19 protein-coding genes and 1 tRNA gene are annotated in these 22,871 nt (G+C 71.4%); 4 read left to right on the top strand and 16 right to left on the bottom strand.

Annotated features, from left to right (window positions below; all coding sequences use genetic code 11):
* Positions 1-3 precede the first annotated feature (3 nt).
* The 4 genes from SOM35_RS08885 to SOM35_RS08870 form a co-directional block, all read right to left on the bottom strand.
* Complete coding sequence (locus SOM35_RS08885; protein ID WP_320515209.1) at positions 4-1,431, bottom strand: NAD-dependent succinate-semialdehyde dehydrogenase; 1,428 nt, start codon at positions 1,429-1,431, stop codon at positions 4-6.
* A 107-nt stretch (positions 1,432-1,538) separates the two neighbouring features.
* Positions 1,539-2,177: an isochorismatase family protein gene (locus SOM35_RS08880; RefSeq protein ID WP_320515110.1), complete on the bottom strand. Its 639-nt coding sequence runs from the start codon at positions 2,175-2,177 to the stop codon at positions 1,539-1,541.
* A 23-nt stretch (positions 2,178-2,200) separates the two neighbouring features.
* On the bottom strand, positions 2,201-3,709 hold the full coding sequence (gene dacB / locus SOM35_RS08875) for a D-alanyl-D-alanine carboxypeptidase/D-alanyl-D-alanine endopeptidase (protein WP_320515109.1): 1,509 nt from the start codon (positions 3,707-3,709) through the stop codon (positions 2,201-2,203).
* 85 nt (positions 3,710-3,794) lie between these two features.
* A complete protein-coding gene (locus SOM35_RS08870) occupies positions 3,795-4,781 on the bottom strand; it encodes a Gfo/Idh/MocA family protein (RefSeq protein WP_320515108.1) in 987 nt (328 codons plus the stop codon).
* 263 nt (positions 4,782-5,044) lie between these two features.
* On the opposite strand from SOM35_RS08870, the gene SOM35_RS08865 reads away from it, so the two are divergent.
* A complete protein-coding gene (locus tag SOM35_RS08865; RefSeq protein WP_320515107.1) occupies positions 5,045-6,712 on the top strand; it encodes a glycoside hydrolase family 13 protein in 1,668 nt (555 codons plus the stop codon).
* Positions 6,713-6,853: 141 nt separating this feature from the next.
* On the opposite strand, the gene SOM35_RS08860 is transcribed toward SOM35_RS08865, so the two are convergent.
* The 10 genes from SOM35_RS08860 to SOM35_RS08815 all read right to left on the bottom strand — a co-directional run bounded on the left by SOM35_RS08860 (position 6,854) and on the right by SOM35_RS08815 (position 15,818).
* A tRNA-Thr gene (locus SOM35_RS08860) sits at positions 6,854-6,926 on the bottom strand.
* A 46-nt stretch (positions 6,927-6,972) separates the two neighbouring features.
* Positions 6,973-7,629, bottom strand: a complete 657-nt coding sequence (locus SOM35_RS08855) for a TetR/AcrR family transcriptional regulator (RefSeq protein ID WP_221849700.1) — start codon at positions 7,627-7,629, stop codon at positions 6,973-6,975.
* Between the two features lie 96 nt (positions 7,630-7,725).
* Positions 7,726-8,868, bottom strand: coding sequence for a DNA polymerase III subunit delta' (locus SOM35_RS08850; protein WP_253463675.1), 1,143 nt, complete (start codon positions 8,866-8,868; stop codon positions 7,726-7,728).
* Between the two features lie 76 nt (positions 8,869-8,944).
* Entirely contained in the window at positions 8,945-9,592 is a 648-nt protein-coding gene (tmk, locus tag SOM35_RS08845; RefSeq protein WP_111074302.1) for a dTMP kinase, read from the bottom strand.
* Positions 9,589-12,390 carry a type I DNA topoisomerase gene (gene topA / locus SOM35_RS08840; RefSeq protein WP_111074303.1) on the bottom strand — a complete coding sequence of 934 codons (2,802 nt, stop codon included), beginning with the start codon at positions 12,388-12,390 and terminating at the stop codon, positions 9,589-9,591. The genes tmk and topA overlap by 4 nt, the downstream gene beginning before the upstream one ends.
* Positions 12,391-12,577: 187 nt before the next feature.
* Complete coding sequence (locus tag SOM35_RS08835; RefSeq protein WP_320515106.1) at positions 12,578-12,916, bottom strand: helicase; 339 nt, start codon at positions 12,914-12,916, stop codon at positions 12,578-12,580.
* Complete coding sequence (locus SOM35_RS08830) at positions 12,900-13,268, bottom strand: TadE family type IV pilus minor pilin (RefSeq protein WP_320515105.1); 369 nt, start codon at positions 13,266-13,268, stop codon at positions 12,900-12,902. Before SOM35_RS08830 ends, SOM35_RS08835 begins: the two co-directional genes overlap by 17 nt.
* A complete protein-coding gene (locus SOM35_RS08825) occupies positions 13,265-13,459 on the bottom strand; it encodes a DUF4244 domain-containing protein (protein WP_290156796.1) in 195 nt (64 codons plus the stop codon). Before SOM35_RS08825 ends, SOM35_RS08830 begins: the two co-directional genes overlap by 4 nt.
* Before the next feature lie 146 nt (positions 13,460-13,605).
* Positions 13,606-14,481, bottom strand: coding sequence for a type II secretion system F family protein (locus SOM35_RS08820; RefSeq protein ID WP_320515104.1), 876 nt, complete (start codon positions 14,479-14,481; stop codon positions 13,606-13,608).
* On the bottom strand, positions 14,478-15,818 hold the full coding sequence (locus tag SOM35_RS08815; RefSeq protein WP_320515103.1) for a TadA family conjugal transfer-associated ATPase: 1,341 nt from the start codon (positions 15,816-15,818) through the stop codon (positions 14,478-14,480). Before SOM35_RS08815 ends, SOM35_RS08820 begins: the two co-directional genes overlap by 4 nt.
* A gap of 666 nt (positions 15,819-16,484) precedes the next feature.
* Here SOM35_RS08815 and acs point away from each other — a divergent pair.
* Complete coding sequence (gene acs, locus SOM35_RS08810) at positions 16,485-18,494, top strand: acetate--CoA ligase (RefSeq protein WP_320515102.1); 2,010 nt, start codon at positions 16,485-16,487, stop codon at positions 18,492-18,494.
* Between the two features lie 86 nt (positions 18,495-18,580).
* Here acs and SOM35_RS08805 read toward each other — a convergent pair whose 3' ends face one another.
* Both SOM35_RS08805 and SOM35_RS08800 read right to left on the bottom strand, forming a co-directional pair.
* Positions 18,581-19,042, bottom strand: a complete 462-nt coding sequence (locus tag SOM35_RS08805; RefSeq protein ID WP_320515101.1) for a RidA family protein — start codon at positions 19,040-19,042, stop codon at positions 18,581-18,583.
* Complete coding sequence (locus SOM35_RS08800) at positions 19,039-19,197, bottom strand: Sp36 family protein (protein WP_181431068.1); 159 nt, start codon at positions 19,195-19,197, stop codon at positions 19,039-19,041. Before SOM35_RS08800 ends, SOM35_RS08805 begins: the two co-directional genes overlap by 4 nt.
* A 50-nt stretch (positions 19,198-19,247) precedes the next feature.
* Here SOM35_RS08800 and SOM35_RS08795 point away from each other — a divergent pair, with 50 nt between their 5' ends.
* Together SOM35_RS08795 and SOM35_RS08790 are read left to right on the top strand one after the other, a co-directional pair.
* The gene (locus tag SOM35_RS08795; RefSeq protein ID WP_320515100.1) at positions 19,248-21,884 is read left to right on the top strand and encodes a transglycosylase domain-containing protein; all 2,637 of its coding nucleotides are present in this window, start codon (positions 19,248-19,250) and stop codon (positions 21,882-21,884) included.
* Positions 21,881-22,834 (top strand): metallophosphoesterase, encoded by a 954-nt coding sequence (locus tag SOM35_RS08790; RefSeq protein ID WP_320515099.1) that lies wholly within the window; start codon positions 21,881-21,883, stop codon positions 22,832-22,834. Before SOM35_RS08795 ends, SOM35_RS08790 begins: the two co-directional genes overlap by 4 nt.
* Positions 22,835-22,871 lie beyond the last annotated feature (37 nt).

Here is a 22,871-nt window from a genome sequence, read left to right as displayed (position 1 = left end):
GGGTCAGGCGGCGAAGGGGTCCGGCGTCAGGACGTAGACGGTCTCGAGGTACTCCTCGAGGCCCTCGTGCGACCCCTCACGGCCGAGCCCGGAGGCCTTCACGCCGCCGAACGGGAACGCCGCGTTCGACACGACGCCCGTGTTCCACCCGAGCATCCCCGTCTCCAGGCGCTCGGCCAGGCGCTGCCCCCGGCGCATGTCCTCGGTGAACGCGTAGGCGACCAGGCCGTACTCGGTGTCGTTCGCGAGGCGGATGCCCTCTTCCTCGGTCGCGAAGCGCGTGATCGACACCACCGGGCCGAAGATCTCGGTCGTCAGGATGTCGGAGCCGGGCTGCACGTCGTCCAGCAGCGTCGGCGCGTAGTAGGTGCCCTCGCGTTCGACCCGCTCGCCGCCGGAGACCAGACGGGCGCCCCGCTCGACCGCGTCGTCGACGAGCCCCGCGGCCTTGTCGACCGCGCGGGAGTCGATGAGCGGCCCGATGTCCGTGCCCTCCTCGGTGCCCCGGCCGATCCGCAGCGCGTCGATCCGCTCGGCGAGCGCCGCCGTGAACGCGTCCGCGATGCCCTCCTGCACGAAGAAGCGGTTCGCCGCCGTGCAGGCCTCGCCGACGTTCCGGAACTTCGCCTGCATGGCCGCGTCCACCGCCCGGTCGAGGTCGGCGTCGTCGAACACCAGCAGCGGGGCGTTGCCGCCGAGCTCCATGCTCGTCTTCAGCACGTTGTCCGCCGCCTGCTTGAGCAGCGCCGAACCGACCGGGGTCGAGCCGGTGAACGTGAGCTTCCGGAGCCGTCGGTCCGCGATCACCGGTGTGGAGAGGGCCTTCGCGTCGGAGGCCGGCACCACGTTGAGCACACCGTCCGGCAGCCCGGCACGGCGGAACAGCTCGACCAGGTACAGCGTCGTCAGCGGGGTGAGGTCGGCGGGCTTCAGGACGACCGTGCACCCGGCGGCCAGGGCCGGTGCGATCTTCCGGGTCGCCATCGCGAGCGGGAAGTTCCACGGCGTGATCGCGTACACCGGACCGACCGGGCGCTTGAGGACGATGCCGCGACCGGTGCCCTCGGGGTTCGTGCGGTAGTCGCCGCCGATGCGTACGGCCTCCTCCGAGAACCAGCGGAGGAACTCGGCGCCGTAGACGACCTCGCCGCGGGACTCCGCCAGCGGCTTGCCCATCTCGAGCGTCATGATCGCGGCGATGTCGTCCGCGTGCTCGTGCACGAGGTCGAAGGTCCGCCGGAGCAGGTCGGAGCGACGCCGCGGTGCGGTCGCGGCCCAGTCCTGCTGCGCGGCGACGGCGGCGTCCAGGGCGGCGATGCCGTCCTCCGGGGTGGCGTCCGCGACGCTCGCGAGCACCGCGCCGGTGGACGGGTCACGCACGTCGAAGGTCGCGCCGCCGCTGGCCGGTCGCCAGGAGCCGCCGATGAACAGGCCGGTGGGGACGTCGGCGACGCTGACGTGCGCGTCCCCGACCGTGGTGCTGGTGGCTGCGGTGTCCGTCGTGCTGGTGGCGGTGTTGCTGGTGGTGGTCTGGTCGGTCACAGGACCGCTCCTCCCGGGCGCTGACGCCCCTCGTCCATGTCGCTGTGCCCGGTGTGTCCGCCCTCGTCGCGGACCTCCTCGAGCGCAGCCTCGCTGCTGGCCGGGTCGATGCCCACCACGAGGTCCTCGTACACGAAGACGTCGAGGCCCGCGTGCACCCCGTCGAGCGCGGACGCCCGGACGCAGTGGTCGGTGGCGATGCCCACGATGTCGACGGCGTGCACGTCGCGGTCGAAGAAGACGTCGACGAGGTCCGCCCCCGCTTCCGTCGTGCCCTCGAACGCCGAGTACGCCGGCTCGCCCTGGCCCTTGCGGACGTGGACGTCGACGAACGACAGGTCGAGTGCCGGGTGGTACTCGGCCCCCGGCGTGTCGACGACACAGTGCGCCGGCCACGTCGTCCGGAAGTCCGGGCCGTCGGCGCCGTCCGAACTGTCGGTCACGGCGAAGTGTCCACCGTTGTCGCCGGTGGCGTCGTGCCAGTCGCGGGAGGCGACCACGAGGTCGTACTCGTCGGCGTGCCGGCGGAGGAACGCGGTGATGCGCTCGGCGAGTACCGCTCCCCCGTCGACCGCGAGCGCGCCGCCCTCGGTGAAGTCGTTCTGGACGTCGGTGATGAGCAGTGCCCTGGCCATGCCTCCATCCAACACCCGTCGGGTCAGGAGCCGGTGAGCGAGCCTCCGCACCGGTAGACCGCGGCCGTGACGGTGTCGAGTGCCGGCAGCGCGGCGGCCCGCGGCGACCCGATGGCGTAGAACGCGAAGGTCAGCTTCGTGCCGTCGGCAGCGTCGATGTAGCCGCCGAGGGTGTTCGCGCTGTCGATCCACCCGGTCTTCGCGTGCACCTTGCCACGGGCGACCGCGTTCGCCCCGGTGAACCGGCTCGACAGCGTGCCGGACACCCCGGCGACCGGCAGGACCTGTGCCAGGGTGCCGAGGCCCTTGTCGCCCCGGGTCACGGGCACCATCAGGTGGGCGACGAACGACGGCGACACGGCGTTCGACGCGCTCTCACCGGAGCCGTCGACGATCCGGATGCCGGACGGGTCGACGCCGTACCCGCGGAGGGCGTTGCTGTAGACACTGGTCAGCGAGGCCGCGGTCCCACCGGCGCCAGCCTGCTTCGACGAGACGCGGGCGAGCATCTCGGCGAGGGTGTTGTCCGAGTTCGGGATCATCTGCCCGATCAGCGTCGACACCGGCTGCGACTGCACCTGGGCGATGGTGTTCTGCGAGGTCGTCGCCCGCTGCGTCACCTGGGCGGTGGCGGCCCCGACGACACCGGCGTCCGCGAGTGCCGCGCGGAAGGCAACGCCAGCCCGGCCGATCGGGTCCTGGGACCGCGGCGAGGTCGCGGCCGCCGGGTTCGCGCGGTCGCCGTCGACCATCAGCGCGGTCACGTTCGGCTGGTACCCGATGGTCCGCTCGCTGATCGGCCAGGACGGGTCCCAGGCATCGGCCGCGCTCCACCAGGTGCCGTCGGCGACGATGGTCGTCACCGGCGTGTTGCCGAGTCGCGCCTTCACCTGCTGCGCGAGCTGCCCGAGGCTCGGGGCCCCCGGGTAGACGGAGCCGCGGCCAGCCGTCAGGGTCGCGTCGCCGTGCCCGACGAGGGCGATGCTGCCGTTCCCCTCGTCGGTCACGGTCGTCGGGATGGTGTGCGCGCCGCCGAGGACCGCCAGGGCGGTCGCGCTCGTCAGGGTCTTCATCACGCTGCCGGTCTGCGCGGGCGTCCCGCCATCACGGGAGAACAGCTCTTCCCCGGTGGCCGCGTTCATCACGTAGCCCTCGAAGCGGCCGAGACCGCTGGCCGAGGCCGCAGCGGCGACCGAGCACGTCCGAGCGGCCGCCTGCGCCGACGCGGTCGGTGTCGGCGTCACTGTCGGCTTCGCGGTCGGTGTGGCCGTCGGGGTCCGCGTCGGCGTCGCGGACGACGTCGGCGTCCGGGTGGCGAGCGGCGCCCGGGAGGCGCTGGCCGACCCCGCAGCGCTCGGCTGGTCCGCGGTCGCCGCGTTCACCGCGACCACCCCGCCGGAGGCGACCGCGAGGACCACCACGAGTCCACCGACCGCCCACGGCACGGGCTTCCGGCGGACGGAGGCGCGCAGGGCAGCCACGGAACGGTGGACGGGGCCGCCGACGGGCGGCTGGGGTGACTGCGGAGACATCCAGGCGATCCTACGAGACGCGGGCCCGAGCCTCCAGGCCCAGGGTCGACAGCGGGCCGTCGTCAGACGGGGTCAACCGTGGCACTCAGTCGACGTCGTCGGCCGGGTAACGGACGCCGACCTGCCGCCGGGCTTCGTCCATCACGGCCATGATCGCGATGGTGTGGTCGAGGTGCGTGCTGCTGTCCGCCGGCACCCCGGCGGTGATCGCCGCTTCGAAGCCGCGGGCCTCGTGGTGGTAGCCGGCCAGTTCCTCGCGCCCGTCGAACTCCTCCACCACCGCGCCGTCGGCGTCGCGGATGCGCCAGGTGGTGGGCGTGCACCAGGTCGGGTCGAGGTCGATGCGCCCCTCGGTGCCGATGATCGACGCACTGTTCGGGCTGCGCAGGTCGAGGGCGAAGTGCACTGTCGACTGGGCACCACCGGGATGCGTCAGGACGATGCCCATCTGCGTGTCGACGCCCTGGTCGCTCAGCGTGCCGGAGGCTGCGACACAGGTCGGCACGCCCAGCACGTCGACCGCGAACGACACCGGGTACACGCCGAGGTCGAGCAGCGCGCCGCCACCCAGCGAGGGGTCGTTGAGTCGGTGCCGCGGGTCCGTCGGCAGCGCCTGGTGGTGCGTCGCCTGCACCAGCCGGGGGGTGCCGATCCGGCCCTCGGCGAGGACCCGGCGCATCATCGCGGTCTGCGGCAGGAAGCGGGTCCACATCGCCTCCATCACGAGGACACCGCGCTCGTGCGCGGCGTCACGCACCCGTCGGGCCTCTCCCGCCGTGATCGTGAACGCCTTCTCGACCAGGACGTGCTTGCCGGCGGCGATCGCGAGCAGGGCGTCCTCGGCGTGTCGGGAGTGCGGCGTCGCCACGTAGACCGCGTCGACCTGGTCGTCCGCCACCAGGGCGGCGTAGTCACCGTGGGCACGCGGGATGCCGTGTTCCTCGGCGAAGGCCCGAGCGGACTCGTCGGTCCGGGAACCGACCGCGGTGAACACCACCCCCGCGGCACGGCAGTCGCGGACGAAGGACCGGGCGATGCCGCCGGTCCCGAGTACTCCCCATCGGATGGCCATGCGTCGTGTCTACCAGCAGCCCCCGCCCCCGTCGTGGCGAGATCGGCGAGCTGTGGACAGATGCGTCCTCCACAGGTCGCACTCCCCACAGGTCGTTCCGTGCGCAGGTCGTTCCGTGCACCGGCCGTCAGGACGCGGAGCGTACCGTGCGGGTCACCAGCCGACACGACTGGAGGCCCGACACCGGAACGCGGGACGGGCCTCCAGTCCGACGCACTGGTGGGCACGCGCGCCGGGGGCGCGCACCGACGCGAGGAGGCGCCGTGACCGGACCGGAACCGTGGTGGACAGGAGCCGTCGTCTACCAGGTGTACCCGCGCAGCTTCGCCGACGGGAACGGCGACGGGGTCGGCGACCTCGCCGGCCTGCGACGCCGCCTGGACCACATCGCCGAGCTCGGCGTGGACGTCGTCTGGCTGTCGCCGGTGTACCGGTCGCCCCAGGCCGACAACGGCTACGACATCGCCGACTACGAGGACATCGACCCGCTGTTCGGCACCATCGACGAGTTCGACGCGCTGTTGGTCGAGGTGCACCAGCGCGGCATGAAGCTCGTCATGGACCTCGTCGTCAACCACTCCAGCGACCAGCACCCCTGGTTCCGCGCCGCCCGGCAGTCCCGCACCTGCCCGAAGCACGACTGGTACATCTGGCGCGACCCGGTCGACGGCCACGAGCCGAACAACTGGCGTGCCGCGTTCGGTGGCCCGGCCTGGTCGTGGGACCCCGGCACCGGTCAGTACTACCTGCACATGTTCACGCCCCAGCAGCCGGACCTGAACTGGGAGAACCCGGACCTCCGCGCCGCCGTGTACGACATGATGAACCGCTGGCTGGACCGCGGTGTCGACGGGTTCCGGATGGACGTCATCAACCACATCGCCAAGGACGACGACGCCCTCTCCGGCGACAGCGACGCGTACGTCATGCAACCGCGCATCCACGAGCACCTGCAGGAGATGCACGAACGCGTCTTCGCCGGTCGGGAGGCCCTGCTCACCGTCGGCGAGATGCCCGGTGTCACCGTGGAGGACGCCGCGCTCTTCACCGACCCGGAACGCCACGAGCTCGACATGGTGTTCCAGTTCGAGCACGTCGGACTCGACCACACACCCTCGTCGAAGTTCACCCGGCAGGAGACCGACCTGCCGGCGCTCAAGCGCTCGCTCGCGCGGTGGCAGACCGGGCTCGAGGACCGCGGGTGGAACTCGCTCTACCTGTCGAACCACGACCAGCCGCGGCCGGTGTCCCGGTTCGGCGCCGGGCTGTCCGACCCCTTCGCCTTCCGCTACGAGTCGGCGACGCTGCTCGCCACCGTGCTGCACCTGCACCGCGGCACCCCGTACGTCTACCAGGGCGACGAGATCGGCATGATGAACGCCGGCTTCACCAGCCTCGACGAGTACCGGGACATCGAGTCGCTGAACTGGTTCCGCGGTGCCGTCGGCGGCGGGATGCCCGAGTCCGAAGCGATCGAGGCCCTCGCCTTCCGCAGCCGCGACAACGCCCGCACGCCCATCCCCTGGGACGACAGCGAGCCCGCCGGCGGGTTCTCCGCCGTCGAACCGTGGATCGGCATGGGGCAGGGCTGGCCGCAGGTCACCGTCGCGGGTGACCGGGCCGCCGGGGACCGCTCGGTCTACGAGCACCACCGACGGCTCATCGACCTGCGGCACCGCTCCCGCACCGTGCGGCTCGGGACCTTCGCGCTGCTCGAGCCCGAGCACCCGGCGCTGTGGGCGTTCACGCGGGCGCTCCCCGACGCGGACGAGGCACCGCTCGTCGTGGTCGCGAACCTGTCGGCGTCGGACCTGGAGCTGCCGGAGTCGGTCGGGAGGCGCGTGGGGGCGTTGGTGCTGGGGAACCTCGGCGACGCGCCGGTCGCCGGGCGGCTGCGTCCGTGGGAGGCGCGCGTGCACGAGTGCCGGTGACGGGCCTCCCGGGGTGGGACGCGTGATCGTCGGCGTGCGTGCGTGTCCTGCTCGGCTCGGCTCTGGCCCGGCCCGGCCCGGCCCGGCTCCGGCCCGGTAACGGAGAAGCCCCTCGCTCCGGCAGGAACGAGGGGGTTTCGGAGCCGCCTGTCGGAATCGAACCGACGACCTATTCATTACGAGTGAATCGCTCTACCGACTGAGCTAAGGCGGCGGACGCTCCGGAGATCCGGAGCGGCACGAGAAATCACTGTACAGGATCAGACGAGGGAGCGCGAAACGAGCGCGCCGAGATCGGCGAAGGACCGCGCGAGTTCGTCGACGAGGTGCGCGTCCGCATCCCCCTCGGACCACTCCCACCAGGCGTGCCGCAGTGCGGCCATGCCCACGAGCGACGCCAGCCGGGCACGGCGACGGACCTCGTCGTCTGCCGGCGTCATGGGCACGCTGCTCTCGGCCGGGAGGCCGTCCTCGCGCCGCAGCCGTCGCTCGACGACCGACTGGACAGCGGCCTGGAACTCCTTCATCGACGCCATCCGCTGGCTGAAGAGCTCCGGGTTCGCGCGGAGGACCTGCTGCCGCTCGCCGATCAGCCCACGCTCGTCGATGAGTTCGTGTGCCGAGTGCACGAGCAGGGCGCCGAGGTCGGCGAGCAACTCCCCCGACGGGCCGCCGGCGACGAAGGTCTCGACGTCCTCGCCCTGGGGCAGGGTCGGGTCGTCGCCGAGGATCGCCTGCTCCTTGCTCGGGAAGTAGTTGAAGAACGTGCGCGGCGAGACGTCCGCGCGACGGGAGACCTCGTCCACCGTGACCGCCGAGAGCCCGTGCTCGATCGCGATGCTGAGCGCGGCCTGCTGGATCGCCAGGCGGGTGGCGCGGCGCTTCCGTTCGCGGAGGCCCGGTGCGGCGTCGGTCATGGGGCGATCCTCCCACGTCGACCATCGCGCCCAGCATGAGAACCCTGTCGGGATCCCCAGGCTGCGTCGAGGTCCCGTCCGCTCATGTGCCGGTCCTCAGCGGACCGCGCGGGCGACCGTGACGAGCAGCGCCTCGAGGGCCAGGAGCGCTGCCACGTTCGCGCCGATCCGCTGCCGGGCCGTCGCGATGGCATCGAGTACCTCGAGCGCCGCCGCGGGCGGGACCGACGGCAGAGCCCGCTCGAGCTCGTGTCGGATCGCCAGGTTCACCGGCTCGGTCGGCGCACCGAGTCCGAGCAACAGCAGGTCGCGGTACAGCGAGGACACGTCGACCAGGATGCGGTCCAGGCCGTCGCGGAGGCTGCGGGTCGCGCGACGCTTCTGGTCCTCCTCGAGCACGCGGAGCTGCGAGCGGAGGGCCGGGGGGACGGTGCCGCCCGGCTGCACGCCGAGGGACCGGAGGGCGGCGTCGCGCTCCTCGGCGTCACGTTCGAGGGTGATCGCCTTCGCGTCCTCGTCCGCCACGGCCAGCAACGCGGCCGCGGCGTTCACGGCGTCGCCCACGCTGCGGATCGCGAGGACCGTGGTCAGTGTCCGTCGACGACGGTCGCGGGCGTCCTCGCTCGTGGCCAGGCGCTGCGCCATGCCGATGTGGCTCTGGGCCTGACGGGCGGCATCGGTCGCGAGGACGCGGTCCACACCGGTCCGCGCCACGATCAGGTCGGCGACCGACTCGATGCCCGGCACCCGCAGTCGGACCGAACGCACGCGCGACCGGATCGTCGGCAGCAGGTCGGCCTCACTCGGGGCGCACAGGATCCACACGGTGCGCTCCGGCGGTTCCTCGAGCGCCTTGAGCAGCAGGTTCGAGGTCCGTTCGGTCATCCGGTCGGCGTCCTCGACGATGAGCACGCGGTACCGGCCCACCGAGGGCGAGAAGTGCGACGAGGTCACCAGCTGCCGGATCTCGTCGATCGTGATGATGACGCGCTGGGTCGTCAGCCGGGCGACGTCGGGGTGCGTACCAGCGCTGATCAGCCGGAGCGTGTGGTCGTCGTCCGGGCCGTTGCCGACCAGGGCGGCGGCGAAGGCCGCGGCGACGTTGGAGCGGCCCGAGCCGGGCGGGCCGGTGATCAACCACGAGTGGGTCATGCCCCCCGAGCCGTCGGTCGACTCGGCGGCACTCCGCAGCGCCGCGACGGACTCTTCCTGCCCGGTCAGGCCCTCCCACACACTCACGGGGCGATCCTCGCAGGATCCACCGACGGGGCGGACCGTCGACCGGCGGACGGCCGCGTCGCTGCGTCGTGCGGCATCACGCAGCGCCGATCAGCGCGGCGACGGCCGTTCGGATGCGCTCCTGCACCAGGTCGGCCGACTCGGCGGCGTCGACGACCAGGAACCGGTGCGGCTCGGCACGGGCCATGTCGAGGAACGCCTGCCGGACGGTCTCGTGGAAGGTGGCCGCCTCGGACTCGAGGCGATCGAACACGTCACCGCGAGCGGCGGCGACACGTTCGCGCCCGATGCTGACGTCGAGGTCGAGCAGCACCGTGAGGTCCGGCGTCATGCCGTCGGCTGCCCAGTCCGACACCGAACGGATCTGGTCGGCGCCGAGGTCGCGCGCCACGCCCTGGTACGCCACGGACGAGTCGATGTACCGGTCCTGCAGGACGACGTCACCGCGGGCCACGGCCGGACGGACGACCGTCTCGACGTGGTGTGCGCGGTCGGCGGCGTAGAGCAGGGCCTCGGCACGGGGCGTCACGTGGCCGCGGTCGTGCAGGACGATCTCGCGGATGCGCTGCCCGAGGTCAGTGCCACCGGGTTCCCGGGTCCGGACGACCCGCCGACCGTGCGCCCCGAGCCACTGCTCGAGACGCTCGGCCTGCGTGGTCTTGCCTGCGCCGTCACCGCCCTCGAGGGTGATGAACCAGCCGCGGTCGGCGCCGTCCGTCGTCACTTCTTCTTCGCGGGGGCGCGACGGGCCGGGGCCTTCTTCTTGACCGGGCCCTTGGCGCGCTTGTCGGCGAGCAGTTGGACGGCTCGCTCGAAGTCGACCGTCTCGACCTCTTCACCGCGCGGGATCGTGGCGTTCGTCTCACCGTCGGTGACGTACGGGCCGAAGCGGCCGTCCTTCACCTTGATCGGCTTGCCGGACACCGGGTCCGCGTCGAACTCCTTGAGCGCAGCGCTGGCGGCACGCTTGGCGCCGTACTTCGGCTGCGCGAACAGTTCCAGGGCCCCGGGCAGGTCCACGTCGAAGATGGCGTCCTCGCTCGGGAGGGTCCGGGTGTCCGTGCCCTTCTTGAGGTACGGCCCGTACCGCCCGTTCTGCGCGGTGATCTCGTCGCCGGACTCCGGGTCCTTCCCGACGGTGCGCGGGAGGTCCAGGAGCTTCAGCGCGGTCTCGAGGTCGACCGAACCCGGGTCCATCGACTTGAAGAGGGACGCGGTGCGCTCCTTCGGCGCGGCGGCCTTCTTGGCCGTCGTCTTCTTGGCGGGCGCCTTCTTCGCAGCCGCGGTCTTGCTCGCGGCCGTCTTGGTGGTGGTCTTCGTGTCGGCTGCCGCTGCTGCCGGCTCGGGTTCGGCCGCCAGGACCTCTCCCGTGGCCGGGTCGACGGTCGGCTCGGGCTCGGGGGTGCGCTCGGTCACGTACGGACCGAAGCGGCCGTCCTTCGCCAGGACCTCTTTGCCCGTCTCCGGGTTGATGCCGACCACGCGGTCGCTGACGACCGGGGCCTCGACCAGTTCGCGGGCCTTGTCGAGGGTGAGCTCGTCCGGCGCGATGTCCTCGGGCACGTTGACGCGGCGCGGCTTCTCCGGGTCGTCGCTCGGGGTCTCGATGTAGGGGCCGTACCGACCGATGCGGAGGGTCAGGCCCGGCGCGAGTTCGACCGAGTTGATCTCGCGGGCGTCGATCTCGCCGAGGTTGTCGATGACCGTGCGGAGACCGCGCTGGTCACCGCCACCGAAGTAGAACTCCTTGAGCCAGTCGACGCGGTCTTCCTCGCCGTTGGCGATCCGGTCGAGGTCGTTCTCCATCTCGGCGGTGAAGTCGTACTGCACCAGGTCGCCGAAGTAGTCCTCGAGCAGGCGGACGACGCTGAACGCGATCCAGTTCGGCACCAGGGCGGTACCGCGCTGCGTCACGTACCCACGGTCCATGATCGTGGAGAGGATCGCGGCGTAGGTCGACGGGCGTCCGATGCCGAGCTCTTCGAGCGTCTTCACCAGGCTGGCCTCGGTGTAGCGCGGCGGAGCGGAGGTGTCGTGTCCCTTGGCAGCGACGTCCGAGACGCCCAGGTGGTCACCCTCGGCCATCTGCGGCAGCTTCGCGTCGTCGGCGGAGTCGCTGGAGGCGCGTTCTTCGTCCCGACCCTCTTCGTAGGCGTTGAGGAAGCCGCGGAAGGTGATGACGGTGCCGGAGGCGGTGAACTCGACGTCGGTGCCGTTCGCGGTGCTCGCGAGACCCTCGACCGGTTCGGTCGACGCGATGCCGAGCACGACCGACGCGGTCGAACCCTTCGCGTCGGCCATCTGCGACGCGACGGTGCGCTTCCAGATGAGGTCGTAGAGACGGAGGTCGTTGCCCCGGAGGACACCCTCCATCTGCGACGGCGTCTTGAACGTGTCACCGGCGGGGCGGATGGCCTCGTGGGCCTCCTGCGCGTTCTTGCTCTTTCCGGCGTAGGAACGGGGCTTGGCCGGGATCGAGTCCGCTCCGTAGAGCGTGGTCGCCTGCTTCCGAGCCGCGGAGATCGCCTGCTGCGACAGCGACGCGGAGTCGGTACGCATGTAGGTGATGTGGCCGTTCTCGTACAGCGACTGCGCGACGCTCATCGTCTGGCGAGCCGAGAAGCGGAGCTTGCGCGCCGCTTCCTGCTGCAGCGTCGACGTGGTGAACGGAGCGGCCGGTCGCCGCGTGTACGGCTTCGACTCGACGCTGCGGACGACGGCGTCGCCGGCCCGGTCGAGGACCGCGGAGAGCGAGCTGGCCGAACCCTCGTCGAGACGGACGACGTCGGACGTGGTCTGGCCCTGGTCGTCGAAGTCACGACCGGAGGCGACGCGCTTGCCGTGGATCCGGGCGAGGCGAGCCGTGAAGCCGCCCTGCTCGGGCTTCTCGAAGCGGGCCGTCAGGTCCCAGTAGTTGGCGGAGACGAACGCGAGACGCTCGCGCTCCCGGTCGACGACCAGGCGGGTGGCGGCGGACTGCACACGACCGGCGGAGAGCCCGGGCCCGACCTTGCGCCAGAGCACCGGCGAGACCTCGTACCCGTAGAGACGGTCGAGGATGCGGCGGGTCTCCTGGGCGTCGACCAGCGCGGTGTCGAGTTCACGCGTGGCTTCCTGGGCGCGCTGGATCGCTTCCTTGGTGATCTCGTGGAACACCATGCGCTTCACGGGCACCTTGGGCTTCAGCACCTGGAGCAGGTGCCACGCGATGGCCTCGCCTTCGCGGTCTTCATCTGTTGCGAGGTAGAGCTCGTCGGCGTCCTTCAGGGCGCGCTTGAGGTCGGCGACGGTCTTCTTCTTCGCATCGGAGACGACGTAGTACGGCTCGAAGCCGTTGTCGACGTCGACCGAGAACTTGCCGAGGGAGCCCTTCTTGAGCTCGGCCGGGAGGTTCTTGGGCTCGACGAGGTCACGGATGTGTCCGACGGAGGCCTGGACCTCGTATCCGTCGCCGAGGTATTGCGCGATCGTCTTCGCCTTCGCGGGGCTCTCGACGATCACGAGCTTCTTCGTGCCTGGCACGTGTCTCCTTGATCGATGGTGCTGATCGGCCGACGGACGTCGTGGAAGCGTCCGGGTCGACCGGGAATTCGGTGACCGGCGGGCCGACAGGCACACCATACACACTCCGGTGGGGATGGCCGGTGGAGCCGGAGCCGGTCCGCCACACCTGACCGGACCGCTCGGACTGCCGTCGGCGCGTCGCCGATCACGGCCGCGGGCCGGCGACGGCGACCGCGTGTGCGGACAGCGGACCGGTGCCGACGGACACCTCGACGCGGGCGCGTGCGCCGCCGACACCGCAGCCGACGAGGACGGCTGCGTTGACCCGAGCGAGTCGTGCAGCGGCGACGCAGGGTGGGTCCGTCACGAGGCCGACGGTCGCTGCCGCCGCGGCGAGCGCTGCCGCGTCGGCTGCGCCTCGGGCACGCGCGGCCGCGACCCGGTGGCCGGCGGCACCGAGCAACGAGGCCGTCAGGATGCTGGTCGTGGCCAGGACCGCCACGAGCACGACCGTCGCGGAACCACGCTCACCGACCGGCCGCATCGGCTTCGTCCGCCGCGCAGCTGTCCCCCTGCAGGACGATGCCCGAGAAGGGCCCTGTCCCGGCGGGACGCCCGGCGTGGACGCAGACGAGACCGGCAGCGTGCTCGACCCGGACGGACTCGGCGTCCGCCTGGTCGAGCGCCTGCCGAGCAGCCGGCTCGTCCCCGCGAGCGGTGGCCCGGGCAGCGACGGCAGCGGCGGTCTGCAGCCGCCCCTGCCCGTCGACGGCGAGCACCCCGGCGATCCCGACCGTCAGGAAGACCGCGACGACGGGCAGCGCGAGGGCGAACTCGACCGTGACCGAGCCGCGGTCGCGCCCGGGGCCGCACCTGACGCGCTGTACCGCTCTCATGGAGTCAGTGCCGTTCGGACCAGGTCGGTCAGGATCGCCTGCACCTCTCCGGAGCGCATCACCGCGACGAGCACCCCGGCGAAGGCGACCGCGGCGAGGATGACGACGGCGTACTCCGCCGTGGCGGATCCCCGGTCCTCGGCGATCCTGCTCCGCAGCGCCGTCCAGTGCACCCGATGGTGTTCCCGCATCTCTTCGTTCCTCTCTACTGTGGCGCCGGCCGCTCCGGCGCTCTGGGCGGACCCGGCAACGAGGTGGTCCGTCGTTCCGTGCCCTGGATCCACCTTCGGCGAGGACGACCTCGGGCAGGAGAGCCACGATCCGGTCCGTGCAGAGGTCAGCGCAGTCCGGGAGTTGTGGAGGAGAGGATCCCGAGCACGACGGGCACCACCCCGACGCACACGAACGCCGGCAGCACGCAGACCCCGAGTGGCAGCACCAACCGCACTCCGAGTCGTTCGGCCCGCACCAGGCCCTCGGCAGCGGCGTCAGCGCGTCGGTCGACGGCAGCAGCGCGGAGGAGCCCGGCTGCCGGCACGCCGGCGTGGTCCGCCAGGGCGAGGGTCTCAGCGAGCCGCCGCCTGTCCACCTCGGGCCAGTCGCGATCGCCGTAGACCGCCGCGACCGTCCGGTCCGCGTCGGACCAGGCGCCGCCGCCGGACAGCGCGACGGCCCAGACCTCGAGGAGCAGGCCGGGCGCTCCTCCGGTGTCGGCCGCGGCGGCGAGCAGGTGCCGGCTCCAGCGCACGGCCACGGCCACGAGCAGTGCTGCGACGACGACGCAGGACCACCCGAGCGGCGTCCTGGTGAATACACCGACGGTGTCGACGCCCCATGCCGAGCCGAGCAGCACACCGAAGGCCGGCAGCGCAAGCACCACCCGGGCACTGGCCCGTGGGCCGGCGAGGGCCGTGCGCACCGCTCGTTCCGCCGCCGCCCGGTCACGCAGGGCTCCGGCGAGCGCGCGGAGTGCGGGGACGACGGGCGATCCGGTCCGGGCAGCAACGGCGAGCACGCCGTCGACCTCGGACCCACCGGTGCTGGGCGGCCTCCCGACGGACGACGACCGGCGCGGTCCCGAGCCGGCTCCGGCGCCGGCTCCGAGTTCGGCCACCAGTGCCAGCGCCCGGGGCGGTGGCACCCCGGCTGCCACCAACACCGCGACGCGGTCCACCGCCCGCGCCACGGCGAGCGCATCGTCCGGCGGCGTCACGCTCCGCGGGTCCGTCGATGGGACCCGCCTGCAGAACGAGGCCGCTGGCGCGCCACACCGCCGTGACCGATGTCGGTGTCGGCGTGCGCTCCAGCGGAACCGGCACCACCGCCGGGACCGCCGATGACGCCACGATCGACCCCGCTGCCGTTCCCGCTGGCGGGCAGAGGGCCGACACCGTCGTCGCTGTCACCGTCGAGACGCGCCGGCGCCACCCTGGCGCGGCGTGCCCGCTCCCCGCCGGACACCCCGGCGGGCGAACCAGACCGCCCGCGCCCCTCGAACCCCGTGCTCGCTCCGACCGACACCGCCGCAGGCCCACGCCCGGGCCGGAACCCAGCCCCGGACGCCGACGCCGACACCACCTCGAGCCGCCCCTGCCGGTCCACGCCGAACCGTCCGACCTCGGCGAGCCGCCGGACCCCGTTCCGGCGCTCCACGTGCAGGACGAGGTCGAAGGCACTCGCCGCCTGCCGTGCCAAGGACTCCGGACTGAGCCCGGCGAGCGCCCCGAGCGCCTCGAGCCGCGCCGCGACGTCGCCCACCCCGTTCGCGTGGACCGTCCCCGCTCCCCCGTCGTGCCCGGTGTTCAGCGCCGAGGTGAGCTCGCGGATCTCGGCGCCCCGGCACTCCCCCACGACGATGCGGTCGGGCCGCATCCGCAGCGCTTCGCGGAGCAGCCGTTCCGTCCCGAGCGCACCCGCGCCCTCCGCGTTGGCCTGCCGTGCTTCGAGGGCGACGACGTGCGGGTGGTCGATCCGGAGTTCGGCGACGTCCTCGACCGTGACGATCCGCTCGTCCGTCGGGACCGACCCGAGCATCGCCGCGAGCAGGGTCGTCTTGCCACTGCCAGTCGCCCCGGTGATGAGGACGTTCCGTCGCTCCTGCACGGCCCCGTCGACGACGGCGCGCGGCACGTGCTGGAAGAAGCCGCCGTCGGCGAGCCGGTCGATCGTCGGGAGCGCGTTCTGTGGCAGTCGGATCGAGATGGTGGTGCCGAGGACGCTCACCGGCGCGAGGACCACGTGGACCCGGATGCCGTCGCCGTGACGGACGTCCGCGCACGGTGTGGTCTCGTCGACGTGGCGACCACCGCGGGCCACGAGGGCTCGAGCGAGGTCACGGGTCCGCCGTTCCGAGAGGACCAGGCCGCTGACCGCGGTGAGCGCACCGCCACGGTCGGCCCAGACCCCGCGTCCCCCGAGCACCAGGACGTCGGTGACGCGGTCGTCGGCGACGAGGGGTGCGAGTTCCTCGAAGTCGACGAGCGCGGCGGCCTGACGACGGTGCTCCGGACGTGGGGTGCCGGGGAGGAACGGTGCGCGATGCCGGTGCATGTCGACGACGGTACGGACGGGGCGGGCGCGGCCAGTGCCTCCAGGACGGACCGGTGGAGAACGCAACCACCGGTGGCGAGAGTGCGGGACTTGTACCCCGAACTCGTCGGCCGTACCCCGCCGTCGAGGCCCGGATCCCGAGGATTCCGGGGCTCTCGCCGGTCCGCAATGAGGGGGACACTCGAAGAACGGTCGGTCCAGTCAGTGTGGTTGCAGGAGCACGATGCGTCATCCTGCCGGTGGACCGCTCTGTCCACCGTTCCGCGTACCTGCGCGGATCGAGCAGGTCTGAGCGTGCCTCACGGAGGGCCCGGGAGACGCGGGCACCGCGGGAAAAAGAAGAGGCGGCACCTGTTGGGGGGAACGGGTGCCGCCAGGACACCGGCGGATTGGGGGGAATCTTGGCCGGCGCCACCGGGAACGAGCCCGGCAGGAACAACTGTACCCCAGGAACCGGATCCGACGACACCTCTGACCGGAGAACGCGATCCGGTGCGTGGATCGACCATCCGGCCGTGCGGGACCGGACCCGAGCATCCGCGGTGAGCGAGTTGTCCACAGGCGCCTCGGCGGCGTCGGCGCTCGGAGTAGTCTCCGGAGGCGCCCGGTCATCGACTGCCTCGGTGGTCCGACCGCGCCCCCGGCGGACGAGACGAGAGGACATCGATGACGATTCCGCAGCAGGACCAGACCCGTACCGACCAGACCGGTGCCGGCCAGAACCCGGCCGACCAGAACCAGACCGACCAGACCCCCGGTGACGCCACGACGTTCCCGCCGTCGCCGGAGTTCGTGGCCGACGCGGTGGCAGACCGTGCCCTGCACGACGCCGCCAGCGCGGACCGGGTGGCCTTCTGGGCCGAGCAGTCCCGCGCCCTGCTGGAGTGGCGGACGCCGTTCACGAGCACGCTCGACTGGTCCGCAGCCCCGTTCGCCCGCTGGTTCGCGGACGGTGAGCTGAACGTCGCCGAGAACTGCCTGGACCGGCACGTCCGCGCGGGCAACGGTGACCGCGTCGCGATCCACTTCGAGGGCGCGAACGGCGACACCCGCACCATCACCTACGCGCAGCTGACCGCCGACGTGCAGCGTGCGGCGAACATGCTCGCGGGTCTCGGCGTCACACAGGGCGACCGCGTCGTCGTCTACCTGCCGCTCATCCCGGAGGCCGTGGTCACCATGCTGGCGATCGCTCGCCTCGGTGCGATCCACTCCGTCGTCTTCGGCGGCTTCAGCGCCGAGAGCCTGCGCGCCCGCATCGAGGACGCCGGCGCCAAGGTCGTCGTGACGGCCGACGGCGGCTGGCGCCGCGGCGCCGTCTCGCCGCTCAAGCCCGCGGTCGACGAAGCGCTGCAGGGCGAGGGCACCGAGAGCGTCGAGCACGTGCTGGTGGTCCAGCGCGGCGGCAACGACGTCGAGTGGACCGACCGGGACCGCTGGTGGCACGACGAGTTCGCCGCAGCCGCCCCGGAGCACGAGGCGCAGGCGTTCCCCGCCGAGAACCCCCTCTTCATCCTGTACACGTCCGGCACGACCGGCAAGCCCAAGGGCATCGTGCACACCTCAGGCGGCTACCTGACCCAGGCGGCGTACACGCACAAGAACGTGTTCGACATGCACCCGGAGAAGGACGTCTACTGGTGTACCGCCGACATCGGCTGGATCACCGGGCACACCTACGTCGTCTACGGCCCGCTCGCGAACGGCGTGACACAGGTCCTGTACGAGGGCACCCCCGACGAGCCCAAGCCCGGCCGGTGGTGGGACCTCGTCGACGCGTACGGCGTCACGGTCCTCTACACCGCACCCACCGCCGTGCGCGCGGCGATGAAGGCCGGCCGGCAGATCCCGGAGGCCCGCAGCCTCGAAAGCCTGCGCCTGCTGGGCAGCGTCGGGGAACCGATCAACCCCGAGGCCTGGCAGTGGTACCGGCAGGTCATCGGTCACGACCGGACGCCGATCGTCGACACGTGGTGGCAGACCGAGACCGGCGGCATCATGATCTCGGCCCTGCCCGGCGTGACGAAGCTCAAGCCCGGCGCCGCCCAGACTCCGCTGCCCGGCATCGTCGCTGAGATCGTCGACGACGACGGCAACCGCGTCGGACCGGGTGGCAGCGGCTACCTCACGATCACCGAGCCGTGGCCTGCGATGGCCCGCGGCATCTGGGGTGACCAGGACCGCTTCGTCGAGACGTACTGGTCACGCTTCCCCGGCCGCTACTTCGCCGGCGACGGTGCCCGTCTGGACGGCGAGGGCGACATCTGGGTGCAGGGACGCGTCGACGACGTCATGAACGTCTCCGGGCACCGGTTGTCCACGGCCGAGATCGAGTCGGCACTGGTCGGTCACGAGGGCGTCGCCGAGGCGGCGGTCGTCGGTGCCGCCGACGAGACGACCGGACAAGCGGTGGTCGCGTTCGTGATCCTCACCGCCGACGCCGCGGCGGACGTCGACCGCGTGTCCGCGGCGACCGAACTGCGCAACTGGGTCGGCAAGCGGATCGGCCCGATCGCGAAGCCCCGCCAGGTCGTCATCGTCCCCGAGCTGCCGAAGACGCGCTCGGGCAAGATCATGCGCCGCCTGCTCCGCGACGCCGCCGAGGGCCGACGCATCGGCGACACGACGACGTTGGCCGACCCGACGGTGATGGCGACCATCGCGGAACTGATGTAGACCCGCCGACGGAAGGAGGGCCTCCCGTCCGATCCGGACTGGAGGCCCTCCTCCTCGTTCGCGGACCGGTCACGTCCGCCGGTGGTTCAGTCCGTCAACTCGACGATCAGCTCCACCTCGACGGGGGCGTCGAGCGGGAGCACCGCGACGCCGACGGCGCTGCGGGCGTGGATGCCCGCTTCACCGAAGACGTCGCCGATGAGCTGCGAGGCGCCGTTCGCGACGCCGGGCTGACCTGTGAAGGAGGGGTCCGAGGCGACGAAGACGGTCACCTTGACGACCTTCGCCACCCGGTCGAGCGACCCGGCGACGCTCTGCACGGCGGCGAGGCCGTTCAGTGCGGCCTGCCGCGCCTGCGCGGTCGCGGTCTCGGCGTCGACCGCGGACCCGACCTTGCCGGTGACCGGGAGGGCGCCGTCGACGAAGGGCAGCTGCCCCGCGGTGAAGACGTGCGAGCCCGAGACCACGGCCGGGACGTACGCCGCGACGGGCGCGGCGACGGCCGGGATCGTGAGGCCGAGCTCGTGCAGGCGGTCCTCGATGCTCATGCGTCGGCCTTCGGACGCTTCAGGTAGGCGACCAGGCCGCCCTCGGGGCCGGTGACGACCTGGACCAGTTCCCAGCCCTGGTCACCGAAGTTGTTCAGGATGGCAGTGGTGTTGTGGATGATCAACGGAGTCGTGAGGTATTCCCAGCGGCGCATGCGGTTCCTTGCCAGCCTTTCAGTCCGAGGTGTCGTTTAGGCTGCATCCTATGTCTGCCCAGAAGACGTCTGCCCGTCGGACCAAGCCCGTCTCCGCAGTCGGCGCCTTCATCGGTTTCGTCGGCTTCAGCGCACTCGCCGGTCTGCTCGTCACGATCGGGGTCACCCCGGCCATCGCGGTCGCCGGTGTCACGACGACCTCGACCATCGGGGTGTTCGAGTCCCTGCCCGAGTACATCGAGCTCGGTGACCTGCCCCAGCGCAACGAAGTGCTGGCGTACCAGGGCGGCAAGCCCGTGCACCTGGCGACGGTCTACGACCAGAACCGCCAGGAACTGAAGTACGACCAGATCAGCGACAACCTGAAGAACGCGGCCATCGACGGCGAGGACAAGCGCTTCTGGGACCACGGCGGGGTCGACATGACCTCGCTGGTGCGAGCCGGTGTGGGGACGGTCGCGGGCGGTGGCCTCGGCGACTCCGGCGGTGGCTCGACCCTGACCATGCAGCTGGTCCGCAACATCAAGATGCAGCAGGCCCTCGAGCTCCCGACGCAGGAAGAGCGCCTCAAGGCCTACAACGAGGCGACGAAGGTCTCGGTCTCCCGCAAGCTGGAGGAGATGAAGCTCGCGATCGGGCTCGCGAAGAAGTACTCGAAGAAGGACATCCTCACGGGGTACCTCAACATCGCCTTCTTCGGCGACCAGACCTACGGCGTGCAGGCCGCGGCCCAGCACTACTACGGCAAGAACGCCACGGACCTGACCCCCGCCGAGGGCGCGTCGATCCTGGCCATCGTGCAGTCGCCGAACACCCGCAACCTGTCGGACCCCAAGTTCTACGAGGCCAACGTCGCCCGTCGTGACGTCATCCTCAAGTCGATGTACGCGCAGAAGCACATCGACAAGAAGCAGTTCGACGAGGCCATCGCGTCGAAGCCGGCCGACTACGTGCACCTGACCGACCCGACGCAGGGCTGCAAGGCCGCTGCCGGCAACGGTTCGCAGTTCTTCTGTGACTACGCGGTGCAGATCGTCAAGGAGATGTCACAACTCGGCGCGACGCAGAAGCAGCGTGACGCAGCCTGGCGCAACGGCGGGTACACGATCCAGACCACGCTGAACCTGGACCTCAACAACGCGCAGAAGGACCTGATCAACCAGTACGCCCCGAACACCGAGGCCCGCTTCAAGCTCGGTGGTGTGCTCAACTCGGTCGAGGCCGACACGGGTCGTGTCCTGACGATGGTGCAGAACAAGAACTACAACCAGCTCGCCGCGTGTGGTTCAGAAGGTGCCGACCCCAACGCGTGCGCTCCGGCAACGGACACCGGCCTCAACCTGAGTGTCGACCAGCAGTACGGCGGCGGTGAGGGCTTCCAGACGGGTTCGACCTTCAAGCCGTTCACGCTGCTGAACTGGCTGCAGAACGGCCACGGGCTACAGGAGATCGTGAACGGCACGCCGCGCACCTTCTCGAGCTTCACGCAGTGCAAGACGCCGATCTCCGCTGCGTACCCGGTGCGGAACGACGCTCCTGGTGAGGGCGGGAACATGACGGTCGAGAACGCCACCTACCGCTCGATCAACAACTCCTACGTCCAGATGGCCCAGAAGCTCGACTTCTGCGACATCCGCGACACGGCCGAGAGTCTCGGTGTGCACCTGGCGAAGCCCCGCGCCACCTCGACCGAGTACGCGGACGACATGTCGAAGAAGACGACCACCGACGTCCGCACCAACCCGTCGTTCGTCCTCGGAACGAACTACATCGCGCCGCTGACGATGGCGGCGGCGTACGCCGGCATCGCGAACAAGGGCACGTTCTGCCGACCGATCGCGATCGACAACGTCACGAACGCGGACGGCAAGTCGCTCGGCGGGCAGCCGAAGGAGTGCACGCAGGCCGTCGACCCGGAGGTCACGGCCACCGCGATCTACGCGCTCAAGAAGGTCCTGACCGTCGGGACCGCCGTCGGCGGTCGGACGCCGGACGGGTTCGACGAGTTCGCCAAGACCGGTACCACTGACGAAGCAGACCAGCTCTGGCTCGTCGGCGCCACCACGAAGGTCGCGACGGCAGCGTGGCTCGGCAACATCGAGGGCAAGCAGAGCCTCCGGTTCATGTACGGACCGAACGGCCAGTACGCCAGCTCCCGCACCGGACTGTGGCGTCAAGCACAGACCGTCGTGAACACCCAGTACCCGGGCGGCGAGTTCGAGACCCCGTCCGCGGCGGCCATCCGCGGCAACAGCATCACCGTGCCGAACGTGGCCGGGCAGACCCCCGACGCGGCACGGGCAGCGCTCGCGAACGTCGGGCTGACCTACGTCGACGGCGGAGTGCAGTCCGGCGGCGGAACCGCGGGGACGGTCTCGTCGACGAGCCCGGCAGCCGGACTCCAGCTCTCCAAGGGCTCGAGCGTGACGGTGTACACCACTGACGGATCGCAGGCCTCGGTCCCCGATGTCGGCGGCAAGAAGGTCGACGACGCGAAATCGACCCTGGCGGGCGCCGGGTTCACGAACGTGGCCGTCGCCGGCGACTACGAACGTGGCGACGGCAAGAACGAGTGCACCGTCGCCGCGGTGGCTCCGGGCGCCGGGACGGCCACGGCGAAGACCACCGGGGTGACCCTCAAGCTGTTCGGCAACAAGGACGGCAAGGCGCCGAAGGACTGCCGATGAGCCGCGGCCGCGGTGCCCTCGGCGTCCTGGCCGCGGGTGCCGCGGTCGGAGTCGCCTCAGCAACCTGGGGTGCACTGGTCGAACGCCGCCGCTTCGGCATCCGATGGGAGACGGTCCCCGTCCTGCCCGCGGGTTCGCGTGACGTGACGGTGCTGCATCTCTCCGACATCCACATGGCCCCGTGGCAGGCCGACAAGCAGCAGTGGATCCGCGACCTCAGCCTGGTCGAGCCGGACTTCATCGTGAACACCGGCGACAACCTCGGGCACGAGACCGCCAACGCCGCCGTCGAGTACGCCCTCGAGCCGTTCCGCGGCGTCCCGGGTGCGTTCGTGTACGGCTCGAACGACTTCTTCGCCCCGTCCCCGCGGAACCCGGCGCGCTACCTGTCCGGTCCGAGCACGATGCGGCCCGAGACACCTCCGGCGAAGCTCGACGTCGATCGGCAGACGGCCTTCTTCGAGTCCCTCGGATGGCTCGACCTCAACGACCACGCCCGTGCGATCGAGGTCCGCGGCTCACGCTTCGAGCTCTTCGGTACCTCGGACGCGCACCGCGACTGGGACCGTCTCGACCTGTTGCCGGCCAACGTCGACGAGATGCGCTCCGAGGTCCCCTGGTCCGAGGACGAGACCGGCCCCTCACCCGTCTCCATCGGCGTCACGCATGCGCCCTACCGTCGGGTGCTGGACGCCTTCGTCACGCAGGGCGCCGACGTCGTGTTCGCCGGGCACACCCACGGCGGCCAGGTCGCCGTCCCCGGCATCGGGGCCCTGGTGACGAACTCGGACCTCCCCCGTCGGTACGCCAGCGGACTGCACCAGTGGCAGAACCGGACGCACTGGTCGTGGCTCAACGTCTCCGCCGGCCTCGGCACCTCGATCTACGCCCCGATCCGGTTCGCCGTCCGGCCCGAGGCCGTCGTCGTGACGCTCACCGCCCGAGGCTGAAGCGCACCGGGGTCCGCCCGCTTCGACCCGACGCCGG

The sequence above is a fragment of the Curtobacterium sp. CFBP9011 genome, from assembly GCF_034045095.1.
In the GTDB taxonomy this organism is placed as follows: domain Bacteria; phylum Actinomycetota; class Actinomycetes; order Actinomycetales; family Microbacteriaceae; genus Curtobacterium.
This window is presented reverse-complemented; position numbering and strand designations above follow the sequence as displayed.

Coding starts and splice junctions, on each gene's coding strand:
- SOM35_RS08880 (WP_320515110.1), bottom strand. CDS start 2,177: ATGGCCAGGGCACTGCTCATCACCGACGTCCAGAACGACTTCACCGAG.
- dacB (WP_320515109.1), bottom strand. CDS start 3,709: ATGTCTCCGCAGTCACCCCAGCCGCCCGTCGGCGGCCCCGTCCACCGT.
- SOM35_RS08870 (WP_320515108.1), bottom strand. CDS start 4,781: ATGGCCATCCGATGGGGAGTACTCGGGACCGGCGGCATCGCCCGGTCC.
- SOM35_RS08855 (WP_221849700.1), bottom strand. CDS start 7,629: ATGACCGACGCCGCACCGGGCCTCCGCGAACGGAAGCGCCGCGCCACC.
- SOM35_RS08835 (WP_320515106.1), bottom strand. CDS start 12,916: ATGCGGCCGGTCGGTGAGCGTGGTTCCGCGACGGTCGTGCTCGTGGCG.
- SOM35_RS08830 (WP_320515105.1), bottom strand. CDS start 13,268: ATGAGAGCGGTACAGCGCGTCAGGTGCGGCCCCGGGCGCGACCGCGGC.
- SOM35_RS08825 (WP_290156796.1), bottom strand. CDS start 13,459: ATGCGGGAACACCATCGGGTGCACTGGACGGCGCTGCGGAGCAGGATC.
- SOM35_RS08815 (WP_320515103.1), bottom strand. CDS start 15,818: ATGCACCGGCATCGCGCACCGTTCCTCCCCGGCACCCCACGTCCGGAG.
- acs (WP_320515102.1), top strand. CDS start 16,485: ATGACGATTCCGCAGCAGGACCAGACCCGTACCGACCAGACCGGTGCC.
- SOM35_RS08805 (WP_320515101.1), bottom strand. CDS start 19,042: ATGAGCATCGAGGACCGCCTGCACGAGCTCGGCCTCACGATCCCGGCC.
- SOM35_RS08800 (WP_181431068.1), bottom strand. CDS start 19,197: ATGCGCCGCTGGGAATACCTCACGACTCCGTTGATCATCCACAACACC.
- SOM35_RS08795 (WP_320515100.1), top strand. CDS start 19,248: ATGTCTGCCCAGAAGACGTCTGCCCGTCGGACCAAGCCCGTCTCCGCA.
- SOM35_RS08790 (WP_320515099.1), top strand. CDS start 21,881: ATGAGCCGCGGCCGCGGTGCCCTCGGCGTCCTGGCCGCGGGTGCCGCG.